At 31.8% G+C, this 21,294-nt stretch carries 21 protein-coding genes; 16 read left to right on the plus strand and 5 right to left on the minus strand.

The annotated features are described in order from the left end of the window. Positions 1-56 precede the first annotated feature (56 nt). From yqeC to ACREVU_RS10060, 7 genes are all read left to right on the plus strand, one after another. Positions 57-791, plus strand: a complete 735-nt coding sequence (gene yqeC / locus ACREVU_RS10030) for a selenium cofactor biosynthesis protein YqeC (protein ID WP_431551459.1) — start codon at positions 57-59, stop codon at positions 789-791. Between the two features lie 46 nt (positions 792-837). After that, entirely contained in the window at positions 838-1,434 is a 597-nt protein-coding gene (gene mocA / locus ACREVU_RS10035; RefSeq protein ID WP_431551460.1) for a molybdenum cofactor cytidylyltransferase, read from the plus strand. Further along, on the plus strand, positions 1,427-2,239 hold the full coding sequence (yqeB, locus tag ACREVU_RS10040; RefSeq protein WP_431551546.1) for a selenium-dependent molybdenum cofactor biosynthesis protein YqeB: 813 nt from the start codon (positions 1,427-1,429) through the stop codon (positions 2,237-2,239). Before mocA ends, yqeB begins: the two co-directional genes overlap by 8 nt. A 4-nt stretch (positions 2,240-2,243) precedes the next feature. Next, complete coding sequence (locus tag ACREVU_RS10045) at positions 2,244-3,053, plus strand: XdhC family protein (protein ID WP_431551461.1); 810 nt, start codon at positions 2,244-2,246, stop codon at positions 3,051-3,053. A 29-nt stretch (positions 3,054-3,082) separates the two neighbouring features. Beyond that, entirely contained in the window at positions 3,083-4,105 is a 1,023-nt protein-coding gene (locus ACREVU_RS10050; RefSeq protein ID WP_431551462.1) for a molybdopterin-binding protein, read from the plus strand. A gap of 162 nt (positions 4,106-4,267) precedes the next feature. Beyond that, entirely contained in the window at positions 4,268-5,527 is a 1,260-nt protein-coding gene (gene dpaL, locus ACREVU_RS10055) for a diaminopropionate ammonia-lyase (RefSeq protein ID WP_431551463.1), read from the plus strand. 29 nt (positions 5,528-5,556) lie between these two features. After that, positions 5,557-6,867, plus strand: a complete 1,311-nt coding sequence (locus tag ACREVU_RS10060; protein WP_431551464.1) for a dihydroorotase — start codon at positions 5,557-5,559, stop codon at positions 6,865-6,867. 360 nt (positions 6,868-7,227) lie between these two features. On the opposite strand, the gene ACREVU_RS10065 is transcribed toward ACREVU_RS10060, so the two are convergent. Together ACREVU_RS10065 and ACREVU_RS10070 are read right to left on the minus strand one after the other, a co-directional pair. After that, on the minus strand, positions 7,228-8,022 hold the full coding sequence (locus ACREVU_RS10065; protein ID WP_431551465.1) for an ABC transporter permease subunit: 795 nt from the start codon (positions 8,020-8,022) through the stop codon (positions 7,228-7,230). A 16-nt stretch (positions 8,023-8,038) separates the two neighbouring features. Beyond that, on the minus strand, positions 8,039-8,956 hold the full coding sequence (locus ACREVU_RS10070; protein ID WP_431551466.1) for an ABC transporter ATP-binding protein: 918 nt from the start codon (positions 8,954-8,956) through the stop codon (positions 8,039-8,041). A 126-nt stretch (positions 8,957-9,082) separates the two neighbouring features. On the opposite strand from ACREVU_RS10070, the gene ACREVU_RS10075 reads away from it, so the two are divergent. The 9 genes from ACREVU_RS10075 to ACREVU_RS10115 all read left to right on the plus strand — a co-directional run bounded on the left by ACREVU_RS10075 (position 9,083) and on the right by ACREVU_RS10115 (position 18,622). Next, positions 9,083-9,256: a hypothetical protein gene (locus tag ACREVU_RS10075; RefSeq protein WP_431551467.1), complete on the plus strand. Its 174-nt coding sequence runs from the start codon at positions 9,083-9,085 to the stop codon at positions 9,254-9,256. Continuing rightward, entirely contained in the window at positions 9,214-9,456 is a 243-nt protein-coding gene (locus tag ACREVU_RS10080) for a cyclase family protein (protein WP_431551547.1), read from the plus strand. Before ACREVU_RS10075 ends, ACREVU_RS10080 begins: the two co-directional genes overlap by 43 nt. A gap of 211 nt (positions 9,457-9,667) precedes the next feature. Then, entirely contained in the window at positions 9,668-10,843 is a 1,176-nt protein-coding gene (locus ACREVU_RS10085; protein WP_431551468.1) for a class I SAM-dependent methyltransferase, read from the plus strand. Between the two features lie 83 nt (positions 10,844-10,926). Beyond that, positions 10,927-11,280, plus strand: a complete 354-nt coding sequence (locus ACREVU_RS10090) for a CidA/LrgA family protein (protein WP_431551469.1) — start codon at positions 10,927-10,929, stop codon at positions 11,278-11,280. Further along, on the plus strand, positions 11,273-11,977 hold the full coding sequence (locus ACREVU_RS10095) for an LrgB family protein (protein WP_431551470.1): 705 nt from the start codon (positions 11,273-11,275) through the stop codon (positions 11,975-11,977). Before ACREVU_RS10090 ends, ACREVU_RS10095 begins: the two co-directional genes overlap by 8 nt. Positions 11,978-12,055: 78 nt before the next feature. Beyond that, positions 12,056-12,622: a hypothetical protein gene (locus tag ACREVU_RS10100; protein WP_431551471.1), complete on the plus strand. Its 567-nt coding sequence runs from the start codon at positions 12,056-12,058 to the stop codon at positions 12,620-12,622. A gap of 210 nt (positions 12,623-12,832) precedes the next feature. Next, entirely contained in the window at positions 12,833-16,261 is a 3,429-nt protein-coding gene (locus ACREVU_RS10105; protein WP_431551472.1) for a pyruvate carboxylase, read from the plus strand. Positions 16,262-16,757: 496 nt separating this feature from the next. Further along, on the plus strand, positions 16,758-18,020 hold the full coding sequence (locus ACREVU_RS10110; protein ID WP_431551473.1) for a PAS domain-containing protein: 1,263 nt from the start codon (positions 16,758-16,760) through the stop codon (positions 18,018-18,020). 140 nt (positions 18,021-18,160) lie between these two features. Next, the gene (locus ACREVU_RS10115) at positions 18,161-18,622 is read left to right on the plus strand and encodes a hypothetical protein (protein WP_431551474.1); all 462 of its coding nucleotides are present in this window, start codon (positions 18,161-18,163) and stop codon (positions 18,620-18,622) included. Between the two features lie 53 nt (positions 18,623-18,675). On the opposite strand, the gene ACREVU_RS10120 is transcribed toward ACREVU_RS10115, so the two are convergent. The 3 genes from ACREVU_RS10120 to ACREVU_RS10130 all read right to left on the minus strand — a co-directional run bounded on the left by ACREVU_RS10120 (position 18,676) and on the right by ACREVU_RS10130 (position 21,228). Further along, positions 18,676-18,855: an LDCC motif putative metal-binding protein gene (locus ACREVU_RS10120; RefSeq protein ID WP_431551475.1), complete on the minus strand. Its 180-nt coding sequence runs from the start codon at positions 18,853-18,855 to the stop codon at positions 18,676-18,678. Between the two features lie 124 nt (positions 18,856-18,979). Next, entirely contained in the window at positions 18,980-20,530 is a 1,551-nt protein-coding gene (locus ACREVU_RS10125; protein WP_431551476.1) for a putative ABC exporter domain-containing protein, read from the minus strand. Next, the gene (locus ACREVU_RS10130) at positions 20,527-21,228 is read right to left on the minus strand and encodes an ABC transporter ATP-binding protein (protein ID WP_431551477.1); all 702 of its coding nucleotides are present in this window, start codon (positions 21,226-21,228) and stop codon (positions 20,527-20,529) included. Before ACREVU_RS10130 ends, ACREVU_RS10125 begins: the two co-directional genes overlap by 4 nt. Positions 21,229-21,294 lie beyond the last annotated feature (66 nt).

The following is a 21,294-nucleotide window of genomic DNA, read 5'->3' on the forward strand; positions in this document are numbered from 1 at the left end:
AATAACTAGTATACTCACTAGTTATTTTTTTGAATATGTAATGAGTAGGTGATATTATGAAATTAAGTAATTATATTGGTCTAGTGAAAAAAGATATTTTATCTATTGTCGGGGCAGGTGGGAAAACCACCATGATGTTTAAACTTGCGCAGGAGCTTAGAGGTGGTAGCAAGATTTTAGTAACCACAACCACAAAGATATACCATCCATCATTAGATAGATATGATTTTATATGTACTGATAAAAAAGATTTTTTTAAATACTCTAGTATGAATGAAGATGGAATTTATGTATTAGGAGTAGGTATTAATGATGAAAATAAAATATTAGGACTAAGCATAAAAGACTTACATGATTTAGCACTACATTTTGACTATATTGTAATAGAAGCAGATGGAGCAAAGAAAAAACAACTAAAAGCCTGGAATGAATTTGAACCAATAATCTATTGTAAAACCACAAAAACTATAGGTATAATAGATATACATTCATTAGGAATGTTAATCAATGAAGACAATATTCATAGAAGTAAAATATTTTGTGAAATAACTGGTGCACATGAGGGCGAAATCGTTAATCTTAAATATTTAACTGAGCTAATTTTGAATCCTAAAGGATTGTTTAAGGGAGCGAAGGGTCAGCTAATATTATATATCAATAAAGTAGAAGAGCCCAATGATTTAATACTGGCCAAGTCATTAGTTGAGGAAATAAAGTTGAATTCTAGAACGTTAATAGATAACGTAATCATTGGAAGTCTAAAAACGAACACTTATTACAATATAGTATGAAATTTAGTAAATTAAAATTTAGTTAAGCGCGAAAGCAGGTGATATAATGAGTATAAGTGCAATAATATTAGCAGCGGGGTACTCAAGGAGAATGGGAAAGAATAAGCTTCTTTTAAAATATAGAGGCAAATCACTCATAGAGCACACTATTGAGACTATTGAAAAATGTGGGTTTTCAGAGATTATTCTTGTAGGTAGGAATAAAAAAATAATAGAAATTGGGAATAGATATGGTTTAGTGGTTGTAAAAAATCAAAATGCTGATAAAGGAATAAGTGAATCTATAAAATTGGGTGTAATTCATGCTCAAAAAACTGATGGGTATATGTTTTTTACGGCAGATCAACCTTTTTTAGATGAAAATACAATAAAACAATTAACCCATGAGTTCACAGAAAATTACAATTATATATTTGTTCCAAAGTGTGATGTCAGACTTGGGAATCCTGTTATATTTCCATATATTTTTAAAGGCGAATTTTTGAAATTGCAGGGGGATGTTGGTGGGAAAATAATAATAAATAAAAATTTAGATAAAGTTAGATTTATAGAAATAAATGATAGTTGGCAACTATTTGATGTTGATACTAATGAAAATTATGAGTATATTTTAAAACTGGAGGAAAATAATGAATATGTTTAATGATATTGCGGTTATACGTGGCGGAGGAGATTTGGCATCTGGTACAATTCAAAAACTGTATAGAAGTGGATTTAGGGTATTGGTTTTAGAAGTAGCAAAGCCTACTTGCATTAGACGAAGTGTTTCTTATAGTGAAGCTGTGTATGAAAAAGAAATAGAGATAGAAGGAATTACAGCTGTACATGTAGGATGTTTAAGCGAGATAGAAAATGCTTGGATTAATAAAAAAATTCCAGTAATTGTAGATGAGGAGGGTAAATATATTAAAAGTATAAAACCTAAAATTTTAGTTGATGCTATTCTTGCTAAGAAAAATATGGGAACAACAATAGATATGGCAGATATAACTATTGCTCTTGGACCTGGATTTACAGCAGGGAAAGATGTTGATATTGTAATAGAAACTAAAAGAGGGCATAACGTAGGTAGACTTATTTTTACTGGTAAAGCTATAGAAAACACAGGAATTCCAGGAAATGTTATGGGGTACTCTAAAGAAAGAGTTATACATTCGGATAGTGCTGGAGTAATGAAGAATATTGTTGATATTGGCGCTATAGTTAAAAAGGATGAGGTTATTGCTTATATAGGAGAAAACCCAGTAAAAGCAACAATGTCAGGGTTACTCAGAGGAATTTTACGTGATGGAAGTACTGTACCTGTGGGATTTAAGATTGCAGATATCGATCCAAGGGAGTCAGAAAAAATGAATTGTTATACTATTTCTGATAAAGCAAGAAATATAGCTGGAGGAGTATTAGAAGCAATATTATATTTGAAAGATAGCAAAAGTAAGGAGGTATAAAACTATGGAAGAGAGAATTCTAAAGGATATTTATGAAAGTTTGGCAAAAGGGCACAAGGTAGCTTTAGTAACTATTACAGATATAAAGGGGTCTACTCCAAGAAAAAAAGGTTCCATTATGGCAGTTTGGGAAGATGGTAGCATTAAGGGAAGTATTGGCGGAGGAAATATTGAGTATGCAGTTATAGAAAAAACTATAGAATGTATAAAAAAAGATACTGATAAAGAATTTGAATTTCAGTTGACTGATGAAGGTGAATTACATATGCAGTGCGGAGGAGATGCTACTTTATTTGTTAAGGTATTTAAGCCTAGACCAAAACTTCTTATTATAGGGGCAGGGCATATAGGAGTAGAGATTTTTAAACTAGCAAGGATACTAGATTTTTATACTGTAATATTTGATGATCGGGAAGAATTTGCAAATGAAAAGCATTTTGAGGGAGCAGATGAAATAATTGTAGGGGATATTGGTGAGAAGGTTTCACAGTATCCTATTGATAAAAGCACCTATATTATAATAGTAACAAGAGGTCATAAATGTGACGCAGATGCACTTAAGGTTACTGCACAGTCTAATGCTTCATATATTGGAATGATTGGAAGTCGGAAAAAGACTGAATTTGTTATGAAGAATCTTCTAAGTGAAGGAATTGCAAGGGAATCACTTGAAAGAGTATATGCACCAATAGGAATTAACATCTCTTCGGAGGAGCCAAATGAAATTGCTTTTGGAATTATGTGTGAAATATTATTGGTTAAAAATAATGGTTCGCTGCAAAATTTAAAAGACGTAAAAAAAATAAATTTTTAGATGTACTATACTAAATAGAGGTGACTAATATGAAAAAAATACCTGTAAAAGAAGCAGTTGGATCGGTTTTATGTCATGATATTACTCAGATCATTCCAGGAGTACTAAAGGACATAGCCTTTAAAAAAGGTCATATAATTGTAGAAGAAGATATACCAGTTTTGCTTTCCATAGGAAAAGAGAATCTATTTGTATGGGAGAAAAAAGAAGGATATCTTCATGAAAATGATGCAGCAGAAAGGCTAAGAGCACTTACAGCAGGAGTTGGATTAACCTTTAGCGAAGTAAAAGAAGGTAAAATTAATTTTATAGCAGCTTATGATGGGCTTCTTGTAATTAATACGGAATTATTACTTAAGCTTAATTGTTTAGGGGAGATAATTTTAGTTACACTTCACAATAACTATCCTATAAAGAAAGGACAAAAGGTTGCGGGAACAAGGGTTATACCTCTTGTTATTGATGAGAAAAAAATAAAAAAAGCAGAGAAATTGATAGGGGATTCGAAAATTATAAGTATTATTCCCTATACAGCAATGAAAGTTGGAATTGTAACTACAGGTAGTGAGGTATATCACGGTAGAATAAAAGATGCTTTCGGTCCGGTGATAAGAAGAAAAGTAGAGGAATATGGTTGTGAAGTACTTGGACAAGTCATACTTTCTGACGATGAGGAAAAAATAACAGCAGCAGTGGATACATGGATTGACAAGGGGTGCGATATGGTAATTTGCACAGGGGGCATGTCAGTAGACCCTGATGATGTTACTCCAGCAGCAATTATAAAAACGGGAGCGGAGCTTATAACTTATGGCTCACCGGTACTTCCGGGAGCAATGTTTTTATTGGCTTATAAAGGAGATATTCCAATTTTAGGCCTTCCAGGATGCGTAATGTATAGCAAGACAACAGTATTTGATTTGGTTTTACCTAGGATTCTTGCAAGGGAAAAATTGAGCTTCATTGATATTGCAAGGTATGGACATGGTGGTCTTTGCATGGAATGCGAAGAGTGTAGATATCCTAATTGTAACTTTGGAAAGGGATTTTAAGTCAAACTGTGTCTGAAAATTCATTTAAATTGTTTTTAGTTAAAATATGTTTTGTTTTTATTTTCTTTGTTATGTAATTTTTTTTAATATTTGTAAATATTATATTGGTACAAGTGAAAAAAGCAAATGCAAAATTATAATGCAAAAGGAGTGGGTCTATTCATGGATTTATTACATGAAAATAAAATACAAGCTATTTTTCCTAAAAACAAGCATGCGGATAAAAAGGGGAATTATCCAGGCTTTTTATGTAGAGAACAACTTGAAAAGGTAAAAGCTTTTCATGAAACAATTAGTGCTTACAATGTTACACCACTAGTGGAACTTAAAAGTTTGGCTAGAGAGCTTGGTGTAAAAAGTATTTTTGTTAAGGATGAATCTAAAAGGATAGATTTAAATTCTTTTAAGATGTTAGGTGCATCCTATGCTATTGGTAAGTTTTTATGCCAAAAATTAGATGTAGATATAGAAGATATAAGTTTTGAAGATTTAAAATCTCCTGAGCTGCGTAAAAAAATTGGTGAAATTACATTTGTTACCTGTTCAGATGGCAACCATGGCAGGGGAGTAGCATGGACCGCTAAACAACTAGGTCAAAAGGCAGTAGTATATTTGCCAAAGGGTACAGCCTTTAGACGGGTACAAGCTATTAAAGATTTAGGTGCAGAGGCTATAGTAACAGATTTAAACTATGATGATACTGTTAGATATGCCTTGCAAAAGTCTCTGGATAATTGCTGGCAAATGGTTCAAGATACATCTTGGGAAGGCTACACTGAAATACCAATGTGGATAATGCAGGGGTACTCTGCTATGGGATATGAGGCTTTCGGGCAACTGCATAATTTAGGAATTGAAAAACCAACTCACGTTTTTCTACAGGCAGGGGTAGGAGCTATGGCTGGAGGGGTACTTGGAGCATATGTTAATTTATATAAGGGAGAGCATCCTATAGTAACAATTATGGAGCCTACAAATGCGGCTTGTATGTTTAAGTCTGCATCTATTAATGATGGTAAACCTCATAAGGTAGAAGGATCCCTTCACTCTATTATGGCAGGACTTGCTTGTGGTGAAGCTATCCCTATGGGATGGGAAATAATACGGGATTTTGCATATTGTTATTGTACTTGTCCTGATTATGTAACTGCAAGAGGTATGAGAATTCTTGCGAGTCCCCTAGGACAAGATAAAAAGATTGTTTCAGGAGAATCTGGGGCTGTTGGCACAGGCTTATTGTCTATTCTTATGCAAAAAAAATATACAGAGTCTATAAGAAAACAGCTTAAATTAGATAAAAATTCTATTGTATTATTATTTAGTACAGAAGGAGACACGGATCCTGTAAATTATAGAGATATACTTTGGGATGGTATGTATGAATTGCCATGTCTTGATTGTGAGCCACATATAAACAAATAGCATTATAAAGAGAGGAGAAGATGTAGTAGATGTTTGATTTAGGTATTGTAAATGGAAGAATATATATAGAAGGGCAATGGTATGAAGGAAATCTATATATTAAAGATGATAAAATATCAACAATTTCTCGCGTAGCATTAGAAGCCAAAGAAGAATATGATGCAAAGGGAAGGGATGTATTACCAGGTTTTATTGATCCTCATGTGCATTTTGATCTTGATTGCGGAAAAAACACTTCAGTAGATGATTTCTATAATGGTTCAAAAACTGCAGCTTTTGGTGGCATTACAACATATATTGATTTTTTAGATCCAGTAAAAAATAATGAAGCCTTAAAAAAGGCTTACACTCTAAGGAGATCATTGGCTGAGGATAGTGTCATTGATTATGCATTTCATGCAACTATTGCTGGATTAGATGAAGAACCCGTTAGTTTTATGAATGAAGCTAAAACACTCGGAATCCCTACAATAAAACTATTTACCACCTATTCAAGTTCGGGTAGACGTACAAATGATAGAACTATAGACAAGCTTTTAAGAAACACTAAAGAAACAGGGACTCTTCTACTAGCACATTCAGAAAATGATGGGATAATACTAGAAGGTGAGAAAATACATGTCATGCAGCATGAAAGTGCAAGACCTGCAATAGCAGAAATAAGTGAGGTTATAAAGCTTGCTGAAATGACTAAATATAGAGATGGAAGAATGTATATTGTGCATACAAATTGTGGGACAACTGTTGAGAGACTTAAGGAAAACTATAAGTCTATTCTCAATAAGGATTTTATTCTTGAAAGTTGTCCGCATTACTTTATTTTTTCTTCAGCTAAGTATCTACAGAGAAATGGGTATTTATACACAATGACACCACCTCTTCGAAGTGATAGAGAAGTGAAAAAATTAAATAATCAAATAGATAATATTTTTACAATAGGCACGGATCATTGCCCATTTAATTCCACTGAAAAAAACAGAGAATTTGTTGATGAAATCCCTATGGGGGTAGGAGGAGTGGAATATTCTTTTCCATTAATGTATGCTAAGTTTGGGGAAAAAATAATTGATAAGTTTACGAAAAATCCTGCCATTATACATGGATTGTATCCCAGTAAAGGAACTTTACTTCCAGGAACGGATGCAGATATAGTTGTGTTTGATCAGAATGCACATTATATTATAAAAGATAATCATTCAAATGTGGATTACAATATGTACAGTGATATGGAGGTAACCGGAAAGGTTTGCTCAACCATTGCTAAGGGTAAATTTGTAGTTAAAGATGGTGTATTTATGGGTGGACAGGGTGAGTATTTGAGCCGTGAACTTAAATATTAATAGTTGAAAAGTTTTTTCTTAGATTATGCTATAACGAAAAGTACATATTGCTGGAATGCATTCACTGCGCCAAGTAATTCTAAATTTATTTTATATGTAACTGCTAAAAAATTCAAACTCGCTATCGCTCAAACATGAATTTTTTCACGCAGCTACAAATAAAATAAATTTGAATTACTAGGGCTTGTTCAGATGCATTCTACGCAATATGTACTTTTGTTAGCATAATCTAAGAAAAAACAGTTAATCTTAAAAATTATTAATTGTGATTCTATATAGACATAAAAAAATTTCACATAAATATGGAGTAAGTTTTGGCAGATTATAAATAGTGAAGACACGTTTTTCACAGATTTAACATTAAATCAATTTTTCAGGAGTAAATTTAGAAGAAATTCTCTTTATTAATATATAATCAATTATCAAGAGAACAGCACCTGCTGTAAACATAATAAAATTATTGAGCATAATTATACCTGTCATTTGACCCACCAATAGAAGAATTACAGGAAGAACAAGAAGTCCGCTTACCTGCTGTGCTTCCTGGAAGGTTTTTGATTTTGATGATACCATTACAGTGAAGGTTAAGGATAACATATTAATTGCAGGTGAAATCCAAAGTATTATAATGAGCCATTTTATATCTGGAAAGATAAGTCCTCCAAAATATATGAAGCCACCTATATTGATTATTATACCAAAAGCTATAAATGATAGAAGAGTTATAATATAAGATGGTATAAAAACACCTAAAATCTTTGCTCTTAGCAGTTGTTCCATGGATATTGGTGTATAAAGTAGTGTCTCCATGGTTTTATGTTCTTTTTCGCCCACTAAACTACTAGCGCCAATAACTCCTGAACACATTATGGGAATTATAAGAAAGTATGATGGAAACATATAATTTACAGCAATTTTTATTACAAGCTGTGCAGCGCTATATGACTTATATTCGGAGGGCAGCTTTTTTAGAAGAGGTCCAATCCCTCTTAGAATATCTGAAGCGTCCCCAATATAATTGACACCGATAATTAATGCCAAAGGTATGAGTACTGTGAGAAGAATGGGTACAAAAGTCATTGGCAGAATTACCTGTTTTGAATTTGTTATCTCGTTTAAATCTTTTTCAATTAATGCTCTTTCAATTGTATTCATATTAATTCCTCCATCATTACAAGGTTATATCACTTACTGTGCCTTTTATATATTTAAAATATAGCTGCTCCAGGGACCATTTCTGTTGCAGAACCTCATAAACTTCCCCACCGGTTGCTACTATATTATGTATAATAGCATTCACTTCATCATCCCCTGAAATAGACTTACCATATAGATTATTCCCCTCATAAATAAGTCCAAATTTTTCAGAAATATTTTTGCCTCTGATTTTTAATTCAAGGATTGCATTTTTCTTTGACGCAAGTTCATCAAAAGTACCAAAACCAAGAACATTACCATTATCTACAAAACCATATAATGTGCAAATATCTTCAGCGTATTTTAACTGATGAGTGCAAAGAAAGATTGTAACTTCATTTTCTCGTGCAAGTTCTTTTATAAGTTTTGAGACGTTAAGTGCATTTTCTGGGTCTAGGCCTGAAGTAGGCTCATCAAGAAATAAAATTTGTGGGTTGTGAATAAGAGCTATAGATAGAGACACTCGCTTCCTCATCCCTGTGCTTAAAGCTTTGACTTTCTTATTTCTTATATCTAGTAATTCCAGCCTTTTCAAAATGAAATCTACGCGCTGCTTTAGCAGCTTTTCTTCCATACCATGCATTCTTCCAAAGAATATTAGATTTTCCTCTGCAGTAAGATTTTCATAGCAAGAAGAACTTTCGGTCATAACTCCACATAATCTATGAAGCTCAAGATTATGTTCATTTACAGGTTTCCCTAAAATTTCTGCATGACCTGAGGTTGATGAAAGAATTCCATTGAGAACCCTAACAGTAGTAGTTTTTCCTGAACCGTTAGGACCAAGAAAGCCAAATATTTCACCTTTTGGTATGCTCAGACTTATATTATTTAGTGCATTAGTCTTTCCGTCATAAGATTTTTTAAGATTCGATATATTTATTGCATTCATTTTTTTCACCTCACAATTATTAAACGTACAAGGGTACAAAAAGTTCAAAAAAACTGTAATCTATTTTATGATTACAAATTATAGTTAGACTTGTTTATGCAATAAGTCATTGATAGACTTAACTGGATGGAAAATATATTTGCACCGATACTTAAAGAAGCTTTAGAAATAAAAGGAAACACAGATTTAAAAAATATAATAGCTCAAAGTCTTCAAATGGGCAAGTTCTTACTCATTCAAATCATGTTGGTACCCATATTTATGGTTCACTACATTTCTGTACTCATGGTAGGGATATAGCAAGTATGCCACTAGAAGAACTTGTGGCACCTGGAGGTGTTGTTGATAATTCTGATATAGCTGAGGATGATTATCAATTAATGTATTATGATATATTTCCACTTTTATATGCGTTGGATGCTGTATTAATAATAGAAAGTGTTGTAAAAAAAAGGTGCTGTCTAAAGGCTATTTGCCATGTGGATGGCACCTTTTTTTAGGAAAAGTAAGTAAATGGGACATTCCTATATCTATGAAATTATGATTATCGTTTACTGCGTCATAAACTTCAATGTTTTGATTTTGACTACTTGGTCAAACAATGGTATACCTAAAGGGACTAGTTATTATAGTTATGATGTGCATAAGTAATTATTAGTGGGATATGTTTAATATTTGTATTATTAATATTTAATTAAGGAGTGATAAATTTTGGTTGCTGATAAACTGTTCTATAAAACACTATTAAAGAACATGTTTTCTGATCCATTTGAACTTGTATTTTGGGATGGAAGTATAGAAAATTGTGGTGAAGGGGAAGCTTTATTTAAATTTATTGTTAATGAACCAATAGCAAAAGCTGACATTATAAATAACCCATCAATAGCCTTAGGAGAAGCATACATGACTAAAAAAATAGATATTGAGGGTAATTTACAATATGTTATAGAATCTATATATAATAACAAGGAAAGTTTTTTAAGAAAAAGTGAAAAATATCTAAAGTTAATAAAAATATTTAAAAGTACAATAAAAAGAAGTAAAGATAATATAGAATTTCATTATGATATAGGTAATGATTTTTATAAATTATGGTTGGATGATAATATGACTTATTCCTGTGGATATTTTGAAAGTGAAACAGATACTTTAAATAAGGCTCAAAAAAATAAAACAAATTATATCTTAAAAAAATTAAACTTAAATGAGGGTCAATGCTTACTTGATATAGGTTGTGGCTGGGGAGAACTTATAATTGAAGCAGCAAAACAATATAAAGTAAGTGCAATAGGCGTCACCTTAAGTTCAGAACAACTTCAAAAGGCCAATGAAAGAATAAAAGCAGAGGGATTGGAGGATTTAGTTGAGGTTAAGCTACTTGATTACAGGGAATTGAAAAATATGAGTTTTGATAGGATTGTTAGTATAGGAATGCTGGAGCATGTAGGAAAGGATAATTTGGCCGAATATTTCCAGATAGTAAATAGTTTACTAAAAGATAAAGGGCTTTCTCTAGTTCATTGTATAACGGGAGTAAATGAAGGTGGTACAAATACATGGATAGATAAATATATTTTCCCTGGTGGGCATATACCTGCAATTAAAAATATAATTACTGATATAGCAGAGCAAAACTTTGAATTAGTAGATATAGAAAATCTTAGAAGACATTATGGAAAAACTTTAGAGCTTTGGGCTGAGAATTTTGAAAATGCTCTTCCAGAAATAGAAAAGAGTAAAGATGAAACATTTATAAGAATGTGGAGACTATATTTAAATTCCTGTGCCGCATCTTTTAATTGCAGTAATATCAATCTTCATCAGATATTATTTGCTAAAGGTGTAAATAATGATTTGCCTCCCACAAGAGAGTACATGTATAAATAGGTAGAATTTTTATAATCATATATAATAAGATCACATTTCTGCGTTTTGCGAAACAAAATAATCTATAACAAGTAGGTGAGATAATGAAGTACTTAAGACAATTGATGATTATTTTGATTCCATATCTTATTGGTACAGTATTGCAAATAACATTTAATTTGCCAATTCCAGGAGCAGTTATTGGACTTATATTACTGTTCTTAGGACTGCAAATAGGAATAATCAAAGTTGAAATGATAGAAGAACTGTGCGAGTTTCTTCTATCAAACATGTCTTTTTTCTTTATACCTGCCGGAGTAGGTCTAATGACAGCCTTTGGCGTGCTAAAAGGAAAATGGATACCATTTATCATTATAGTTGTTATTTCCACGTGTTTAGTTTGGAGTGTAACAGCCTTTGTAGTTAAATTTCTAAGGAGTGGGCGTAAATATGAATGATCTAATTAGTTCACCAGTTTTTGGTGTAATAGTATCCCTTATGGCTTATGAAATCGGAATTTACATAAAGAAGAAAGGGAAACTTTCAATTTTTAATCCACTTATGATAGCCATTATTATATTAATACTTTTTCTTACAAAGTTTCATATTAAATATGAAGACTACAATAAGGGTGGTGGAATAATATCCTTTTTCTTATTTCCTGCAACGGTGGCATTAGCACTGCCCATGTATAAGAAATTTGCACTATTTAAAAAGAATGCTATTGCAATACTTGTAGGAATTTTTAGTGGCGCTATTGTAGGCTTTTTGTGCGTGGTATTTCTTTCAAACTTATTTGGATTTGACCATGTGCTTATTGAATCATTGCTACCTAAGTCTATAACGACACCTATAGGAATTGCATTATCAAATCAGTTAGGTGGAATCTCATCAATTACTGTTGTAGCTATAATAATTACCGGGATTATAGGTTCAATTGTTGGACCGCTTTTATACAGTGTGTTTAAGATTAATGATAGTGTTGCGCTAGGAATTGCTATGGGTGCTTCTTCCCATGCATTAGGCACAGCAAGGGCTATGGAAATAGGGGAAACAGAGGGAGCAATGAGTGGTATAACTATGGCTATTTCAGGAATTGTTGCTGTTCTTTTGTATCCTGAGTTATGGAAAATGTTTCTTGTGTTGTTAAAATAATTTTTTAAAGTATATTATATTTTTGGAGGATTTTAATTATGACTATAAATATAATGTGTTCAATTAAGGAGGTAGTTTATGGAAAAAAATGAAGCTGCAAGTCCACTAAATAAATTATTTAATTCAATAGATAACCTATTATCTGATGAGAAAGAACAAAAACTAAGAAGCAAATTGGGAAAAGAAATACGAAAGCGTATTTTTACAGATGATATAAGTGAGAAACTAAATGAAAATGATTTTTCAGGATTAGTTGAGGAAGAAAAGAAAATAACGGTTCTTTTTTCTATGATATTTCCTATTTTTGTCGAGAAGGATGATGTTATTTTTAGGTTGTATAAGCATAAAATTGAAGTTGATTTATCAGATGAAATGAGTGATAGATATATTTATATGTTTTCAGATGGGAGACTTACATCGGGCCTATTTCAATGTTTTAAGCTTTATGATGATGAATATGTTTATGGAATAAAAAAAATAATAAACATCATTCCAAGGTTTAAAGAAACTATAATTGAGGAACTAGCAAATCTAGACAAAAATGAAAAGCTCCAAAAACAAAAGATGGGAACCTATAAGGATAGAGAAATAATAGCTAAGAAGAATTTTAATGAATTATTAGAGACTTTAAATGAATTGAAATGAGGTGCCACCCAAGTGGCAAGTGGCATGTTAAATAAGGGGTATCAATACACCAAAATTGCTTATGGATACCTTCTTTATTTTTTAATAATATTCCTAAATATGACGGCTTAGACAAAATAAAATTGCATTTTTATTAAAAATCCTGTATTCTTGTGGTAGTGAATAATGAATAATAAAGAGTACAAAAGCTTAATACAGGAGGGAACAACAGTGAAAAAATTTAAAAGAGTACTTGTAGCAAATAGAGGCGAAATTGCCATAAGAGTTTTTAGAGCCTGTCATGAACTTGGAATTCGTACAGTAGCCATTTATTCCAATGAGGATAAATATTCATTGTTCAAAACTAAGGCAGATGAAGCTTATTTAATTGGAGAAAACAAAAGTCCTGTTGAGGCATATCTAAATATTGAAGAGATAATAAGTCTTGCACTTAAAAAAGGGGTAGATGCCATTCACCCAGGGTATGGTTTCTTATCAGAAAACCCTGAATTTGCGAAAAAATGCACCAGTGCAGGTATTGAATTTATAGGACCTACCGCGGAAATGATGGATAAACTTGGAGACAAAATCAAATCTAAAATTGTTGCAAAAGCAGTGGGAGTTCCTACTATACCTGGTGATGAAAAAAATATTGAAACATTTGAAGAGGCAAAGATTCTTGCAGATAAATGTGGATATCCTGTTATGCTGAAAGCAGTTTCTGGTGGTGGTGGACGAGGTATGAGAATTGTAAGAAATGAGGGGGAATTGTCCTCTTCTTACAGAAGCGCTAAAAGTGAATCAAAGAAAGCCTTTGGTATTGACCATCTTTTTATTGAAAAATATCTTGAAAAGTCTAAACATATAGAAGTACAGGTTCTTGGAGATAAGTTTGGAAATATTGTTCATTTGCATGAAAGAGATTGTTCCATCCAAAGAAGGCATCAAAAGGTTGTAGAATTCACTCCTGCTTTTTCAATATCCCAGGAGAAAAGAAATGAAATATGTAATGATGCAATAAAAATAGCTAAATCAGTAAATTATAGAAGTGCTGGAACCTTGGAGTTTTTAGTTGATACTCATGGGAATCATTATTTTATAGAAATGAATCCAAGAATTCAAGTTGAGCATACCGTTACAGAAATGGTAACAGGTATTGATATAGTTCAGAGTCAAATACTCATAGCGGAAGATTATGCTCTAGATTCGGAAAATATTGGGATTTCATGTCAAGATGATGTTAAAGTTAACGGTTATTCTATTCAGTGTAGAATAACAACAGAAGATCCTTCTAATAATTTTGCCCCGGATACTGGGAAAATAGAAGAATATAGAACAGGTTCTGGCTTTGGAATAAGGCTAGATGGTGGTAATGGATTTGCTGGAGCTGTAATCAGTCCTTATTATGATAGTCTACTAGTAAAAAACATATCCTGGTCTAGAACTTTTAAAGATGCTATAAAGAAGTCTATAAGAGCTGTGGAGGAAACCAGAATTACAGGAGTAAAGACAAATATAGGTTTTCTAATTAATGTATTGAATCATCCTACTTTTTTAAAGGGAGAATGCAATACAGATTTTATTGAAGAGAATCCTGAATTAATATCAATTGCGCCTAAGGCAGATGAAGAAAGTCGAGTACTTAATTTCATTGGAGAAAAAGTGGTAAATGAAACCAATGGCATTAAAAAGTTTTATGATGTGCCACAAGTTCCTAAAATTATAATGCCAGAAAAATTGAACGGTACAAAACAGATACTAGATATGCAGGGAACAGAAGGCCTTTTAAAATGGGTTAAAGGTCAAAACAAATTATTGCTCACAGATACCACTATGAGAGATGCTCATCAATCACTAATGGCAACTAGAGTAAGAACAAAGGATATGTTAAAGATAGCAAGTGCTACTTCTGTTTATGGAGGAGATTTATTTTCACTTGAGATGTGGGGAGGAGCTACTTTTGATGTAGCCTACCGTTATTTAAATGAGTCCCCATGGGAAAGGTTAACTCAGCTACGATCGAAAATTCCTAATGTACTTTTCCAGATGCTTATACGTGGAGCGAATGCAGTTGGGTATAAAAATTATCCGGATAATATAATTCGTGAATTTATTAAAGAGTCTGCAAATACAGGCATTGATGTTTTTAGAATTTTCGATTCTCTAAATTGGTTAAAAGGAATGGAAATTTCGATAGAAGAAGTTCTTAAAAGTGGTAAGGTTGCAGAAGCTTGCATTTGTTACACTGGAGATATCTTAAATGATAAAAAAGATAAATATAATTTAGATTATTATATAAAGCTAGCGAAGGAAATTGAAAAAACAGGAGCTCATATTTTAGGAATAAAAGATATGTCTGCCCTACTTAAACCTCATGCTGCCTTTAAGTTAATAGATGCACTAAAGAAAGAAGTAGGAATGCCTATACATCTTCATACCCATGATACTACGGGCAATGGAGTTGCTACAGTTTTAATGGCTGCGCAAGCTGGTGTTGACATTGTAGATACTGCTTTCAATAGTATGTCAGGACTTACAAGTCAACCAGCTCTGAACTCAGTTGTTGCAGCACTTAAGAATACTGATAGAGATACAGGTATAGACCTCAAGGGAATTCAAGGTATTTCAGATTATTGGGATGCAGTAAGACCAGTTTATTATCAATTTGAATCGGGACTCAAATCTGGTTCTGCTGAGATTTATAGATATGAGATTCCTGGAGGTCAATATTCAAATCTTAAACCTCAGGTTGAAAGTTTTGGTCTTGGGCATAAATTTAGCGAAATTAAAGAAACCTATAAAGTGGTAAATGATATGGTGGGTGATATTGTAAAAGTAACTCCATCATCTAAGATGGTTGGAGATTTTGCAATATTTATGGTTCAAAATGAACTAACACCAGAAAACATATACGATAAAGCAATTAATATGTCTTTCCCAGATTCAGTTGTATCATATTTCAAAGGTATGATGGGTCAACCAATGGGAGGATTTCCGCAAAGACTTCAGAAATTAGTTTTAAAAGGCGTGGATCCAATTACCACAAGGCCTGGTGAATTACTTCCTGATGAAGATTTTGATGAAGTAGAAAAACATTTAATAGAAAAATTTGATTTTGTCCCAAATAAAAAAGATGTACTAAGCTATTCATTATACCCTGAGGTATTCGATGGCTATTTAAAATACACTAAGGAATTTGGTGATTTAAGTAGAATTGGGAGTGATGTTTATTTCCACGGTCTATATGAGGGTGAAACCTGTGAAGCAGAAATTGCTGATGGGAAAACCTACATGATAAAGTTACTTAAAATTGGTAAACTTGATTTTGAAGGCAACAAAGTTGTTGCCTTCGAAGTAGATGGAAATAGAAGAGAAATAAAAATAAAAGATAGAAATAGTAAAGCGTTGCAAGAGTTTGAGGTGTCAGAAATGGCGGATGCAGAAAATCCATTAGAGATTGGAGCACCAATACCAGGAACTGTTTCTGCCATTCTAGTTGCGCAGGGCGATATAGTAACTGAAAATCAACCATTAATGATTGTGGAGGCTATGAAGATGGAGACCAGAGTAAGCACCTCTGTAGCTGGTGTGGTTGACTCTATTGTTGTTAAGGAAGGGCAGCAGGTAAAAGCTGGAGAACTGCTGATAAACTTAAAATAATCGGTGTTACTCACGTGGCAAGTGGCATGTCGGTGGAAGTAAAAAAGGCTGATTTGTTTTAACTATGAAAGTATATATGAACTAAAAATAAAGATTCCCTCAAACCAAAAGTTTGGGGGAATCTTTATTTAACTTAACAATTCTTATAGCAATACTAACAGGGGGTATTACATAACAATAGATGCTGAGTAAAAATATAATTGACTAAAAGATAATTTGATATAAATCAAATGCGTATAAACAAATATTTTATTTGTAATGGCGGATGATAATAATATAGTTAACTTATCTATAAGTACGAAAGATTTTGTATCTCATATTGGTTAGCATGTCATAAATCATAAAAAGACTTTAAAATAAAAGATAACTTAGATGAAAATTAATGTTAATATAAAGTCAGGGACTTTAATTGTGAAATGATTAGGTTTTCATGGCTTTATTTTGTTTGAAGTATAATAAGTTGCTAATTTAACATTTAAGGGGTGGATATGTATAAATGTTTAAACGTTACGTCTGTAATGGTGATTGTGAGGCATATTTTAATAAGTTGTTTAATTCTTTGGAGGAAGGGTTTCTATTAAATAAGGTTATTTATGGAAGTGATGGAATCCTGCTAGACTTTAAAATATTAGAGCTAAACAATTATTTTATAAATATGGTTGGAATTAGTAGAGAAAATATTGTAGGTAAAACAATTAAGGAACTATACCCTGATATAGATTCAAAATGGATTGATGCATGTGGTGAAGTTGTTTCAAGCGGTAAAGGAATGCAACGAAATACATACTTTAAAACTATAGACAAGTACTTCAAAGTTAATATTATTAGTCCAATTAAAGGCCAAGTTATTATTCTATTTAATGATATTACAGATATTATGAAAGCCAATGAAATATTAAAAAAACACTTTATACTGTTTGAGAATGCGAAGGATATAATACTTTATATTAATGCAGATGAAAGAGTTATTGATGCAAATAAAACTGCGGTAGAAAAATATGGTTACTCTCGCGTAGAGTTTTTAAATATGAAATTACAACAATTAAGACATCCTTTAACTATGAAAGATTATCAAGGGCAAATGGAAATGTCAGCTTCAGATGGAATAGTATATGAATGTGTCAATGTTAGAAAGGATGGTTCAAGTTTTCCTGTAGAAGTGAGCTCCAGGACTACAGAGATAAACGGTGAATTGATTAGAATTCATATTATTCGTGATATTACTGAAAGAAAACAATATGAAGAAAAGATTAAGTACCTTGCAAACTATGATGCTTTAACATATATTCCCAATAGAGGATTTTTGATGAAGCAATTCAAAAAAACATTAGAGCAATCTAAAAGAAATAAGTTCAAATTTGCAGTGATGCTTTTTGATGTAGACAAATTTAAACTAATTAATGATATACACGGACATAATGCAGGGGATGAGGTGTTAAAAAACATAGCAAAAAGATTACAAGAGACTGTAAGAAAAGCTGATATAATTGGAAGACTTGGAGGAGATGAGTTTCTTGTGATTCAACCTTTTATAAAGACCAAGGATGATGCTTCAAATCTTGCCAATAGAATGCTTGAGTATGTAGCTAAACCTGTGCAGTGGAATAATGTGAATTTGGATGTAGATATAAGCATAGGAATAGCCATTTATCCAGATGATTCAGAGAATATGAAAGATCTTATCCATAATGCAGATAATGCTATGTATTTTACTAAGAAAAAGGGTGGTAAAGATTATAATTTCTATATTACAGAGTAACTATAAAAATAATTGAGGTAAGTCTCATTATTAATAAAAAATATACAAAACTAACATAATATTGACACCTTTTTGACATTCTTATTGTATATAATTTAGAATTAGAATCAATAAAAATAAATAAAGGAGGAGAGATTAAAATGATAAATATATTTTCAAGAACAAAGATCCTTGCAGGATTAATAACAGGAGGTATACTTTTATCATCTGTTAGTACTACTTTTGCAGTAACTGTGCAACCACTAAACATATACGGAAGGTCACTTTTAACAAATGAGAATAAACTAGGTAAAGTTAATATAAAACAGGATTTAGATGAAAATTTTGTAGACCCTGTAGCTCCTAATACTATAACTGCAGATCAAGCAAATAAGATTAAGGCTATAATTACTAAACCTCAAGATAAAGTGAAAATAAATTTAGAAAAGACTAAAACTATGGCTGAGCAAGATCCTAAAATACATAAGGATAGCAACAATATAAGTTATATAAATCCATTAATTAAGCTTGTAGATAATGGAACAATAACGCAAGTTCAAGCTGATAAAATTATAATGAAGCAAATATACCTATTACATGAGAAAATGTTAAAGAGTTACTAAAATATATCGCAAATTTCAATTATTAAATGGAAAGAGTAAAAACTCAAAAATCCTTAGCTTAAGCTAAGGATTTTTTGACTTCCATTGGTTGTGTAGGTGGAATTACTTTTGACCTTTTTTTTCTTATTATCATTTAAGCCACAGCAATCTAATTTTTTATCACCAAAACTTTCTTTATTGGCTTTTTCCATATCTTTTATAAAGTTGTTATACCATTTTTTAAATATATTCATATATATACCTCCATCTAATATTAGTACTTTTTTATTATATAGGAAACAGCTTGCGGAAAATAATGTGGATAACATTTCAATAGTTGACAATTGACAGAGGACAGTTAAGGTTGATTTTTTTATTTCATAGTTCAATATTCTCAAATACTCCTTTGCCCAAAAATAAAATCAAGCTGCTAAATATAAGATTATAGCCTATAAATGTAATGTAGGCAATGAGCATTCCAACAGAATTATATAATGCTGCCAAAAGAACTATTCCTGGTGCTAATATTAGAATTAAGATTGCCATTCGTATAAAAGCAGTGAAGACTAGGTTTTTACCACTACCTAAAATTCTCCTAGTGAGAATTCCACCATAGATGAAAAGAGAACCTATTGAAACAAAGGCTATTATATTAAGAAAAATAAGAAGGATACTACTTTTAAATAATAATCCAGTTATTACAAACACTATAGTTCCATCAATAAAGTTTTTAAAATTATCTACTGCTGTTGCATATATAACTTTCTTAAAGGCATGGTCTGGCAACATATAAATATATGGGTTTGATAAATCCTTTTGCCACTTACTAGCAAAGGTAAAAATTAATTGAAGATATATCATGCCACCTAAGATCAATCTTAAATCTTTTAAAGGACTAAAGAATCCAGCAGTTATTGCTATAATTGTATACATAATAGATCCTATGTTAATAAATGCAAAACCAGTCTTTTTATACTCTAATATTTGTCTCCAAAGTATAGCAGAGGCAAATTTTCCTTTTCTATTGTAGAGAACTTTTCTTACTCTAGTTTTTTTACCAGTTTGCATAAATATTTTTTCACCATTACGCGTGGCAGAGATGGCTGTTTCTTTTAACTGCGTCGAAGCTAACACATCTTCATAATAGTCGAGTTTAATAGAGTAAACTATATAACTGCAAAGAGCACCAAATGCCATAATTAGAGCTATATAAACAAAGAACGTTGGACCTATACCAGTCATTGAAGACATTATAATTGACCTTACCCAGCCGTATACAGGAATATAGGAAATAGCAGGAATATTAAGTGTGGTTATAATAGCTTTACTTGGTGATTTAGTTATATACAATTCTATAAAGTAGGCTATAACTGCAGCTGCTCCTAAAATTTTAAAAGTGGATTTTAATAAAAGCTTATTTTTCTTGTTTTTAGAAGCTACTGAATATAATAATATTTTTAGAACTGAGTTAAAAATAAGCATAAGGAATAAGCCAAGGACAGCTACAATAACTCCATAGGACTTGATATTACTAAAACGATAAAGTGTAGGGCCTTGAAATAAAACAAAAAATACTGCTATAAAAGAAGTATATATTTGTTTTATAAATCCATATATTAAAACTTTCTGAGGACTAACAGGAGATGTAAACACTAGGTTTATATCTGCACCGCGAAAAAAAGTAGCTCCATTATTTATTGAGGAATAAAGGTCTGGTGCAGTAAAAAGTATAATAACCACTCCTACAATGGCATTGTATAAGGCTGGATCTAAAATCTTTTGTTTTCCTTTAGTACCCCCATTGAAAATAAGGGTTATAGATAAAAGTATAAAAATTATAACATAGCCAATTATCTTGGCTGGCTTTCGCTTTAGTTCAAGCAAACGATTTTTTACGGATTTTTTTAGTATATAGATTAATGGCTTCATAGTTTGTCCTCCGTGGCTTCAAAAAAGAGTTCTTCTAAGGTCTCATTCCTGTTCATAAGCTCTTGCTTTGTACCGGATAGAACTATATTCCCGGTTTTCATTATCAATACTTTGTCCCAAATTTCATCAACACTGTCTATTATGTGAGTACTTATTAAAATAGAAGCTCCTTTTTCTTTAAGTTCTATCAGCGCTTTTTTTAGTTCCTTTATTGCTTTAGGATCTAGTCCTATTAAGGGCTCATCAAATAATATTACTTTAGGTTGTGTTATTAAAGCACAACAAATGCTTACCTTTTGCATCATACCCTTGGATAGTTCTTTCCCAAGTTTAGCCCTTTTATCACTTAGATCAAATCTTTCTAATAATTCCTCCGCTTGATCTTTATATTCTCCAATGCCATAAGCTGCAGCCATATATTCTATATGTTCATAAACTGTGAGTAAATCAAACATGGCTGGAACTTCTGGAACATAGGAAAATTGTTTTTTTGCTTCAACACTTTTATTTTTATGACCACAAATTTCAATATATCCATCATATTTTAATAGTCCAGTAATGCATTTTATTGTGGTGCTTTTCCCAGCTCCATTTGGACCTAAGAGAATAGCAATTTCACCCTCATTAACTTGAAAGCTAATATTATTTACAACTAATTCTTTAGAATATTTTTTACTTAGATTTTGAACGATAAGCATAGATTAATCTCCTTTAATGAATAAATTTGTTAAAATTATAACAATATAAAGCTAAATACATTATTA

Source organism: Clostridium sp. (assembly GCF_050717535.1).
In the GTDB taxonomy this organism is placed as follows: Bacteria; Bacillota; Clostridia; order Clostridiales; family Clostridiaceae; genus Clostridium_AD.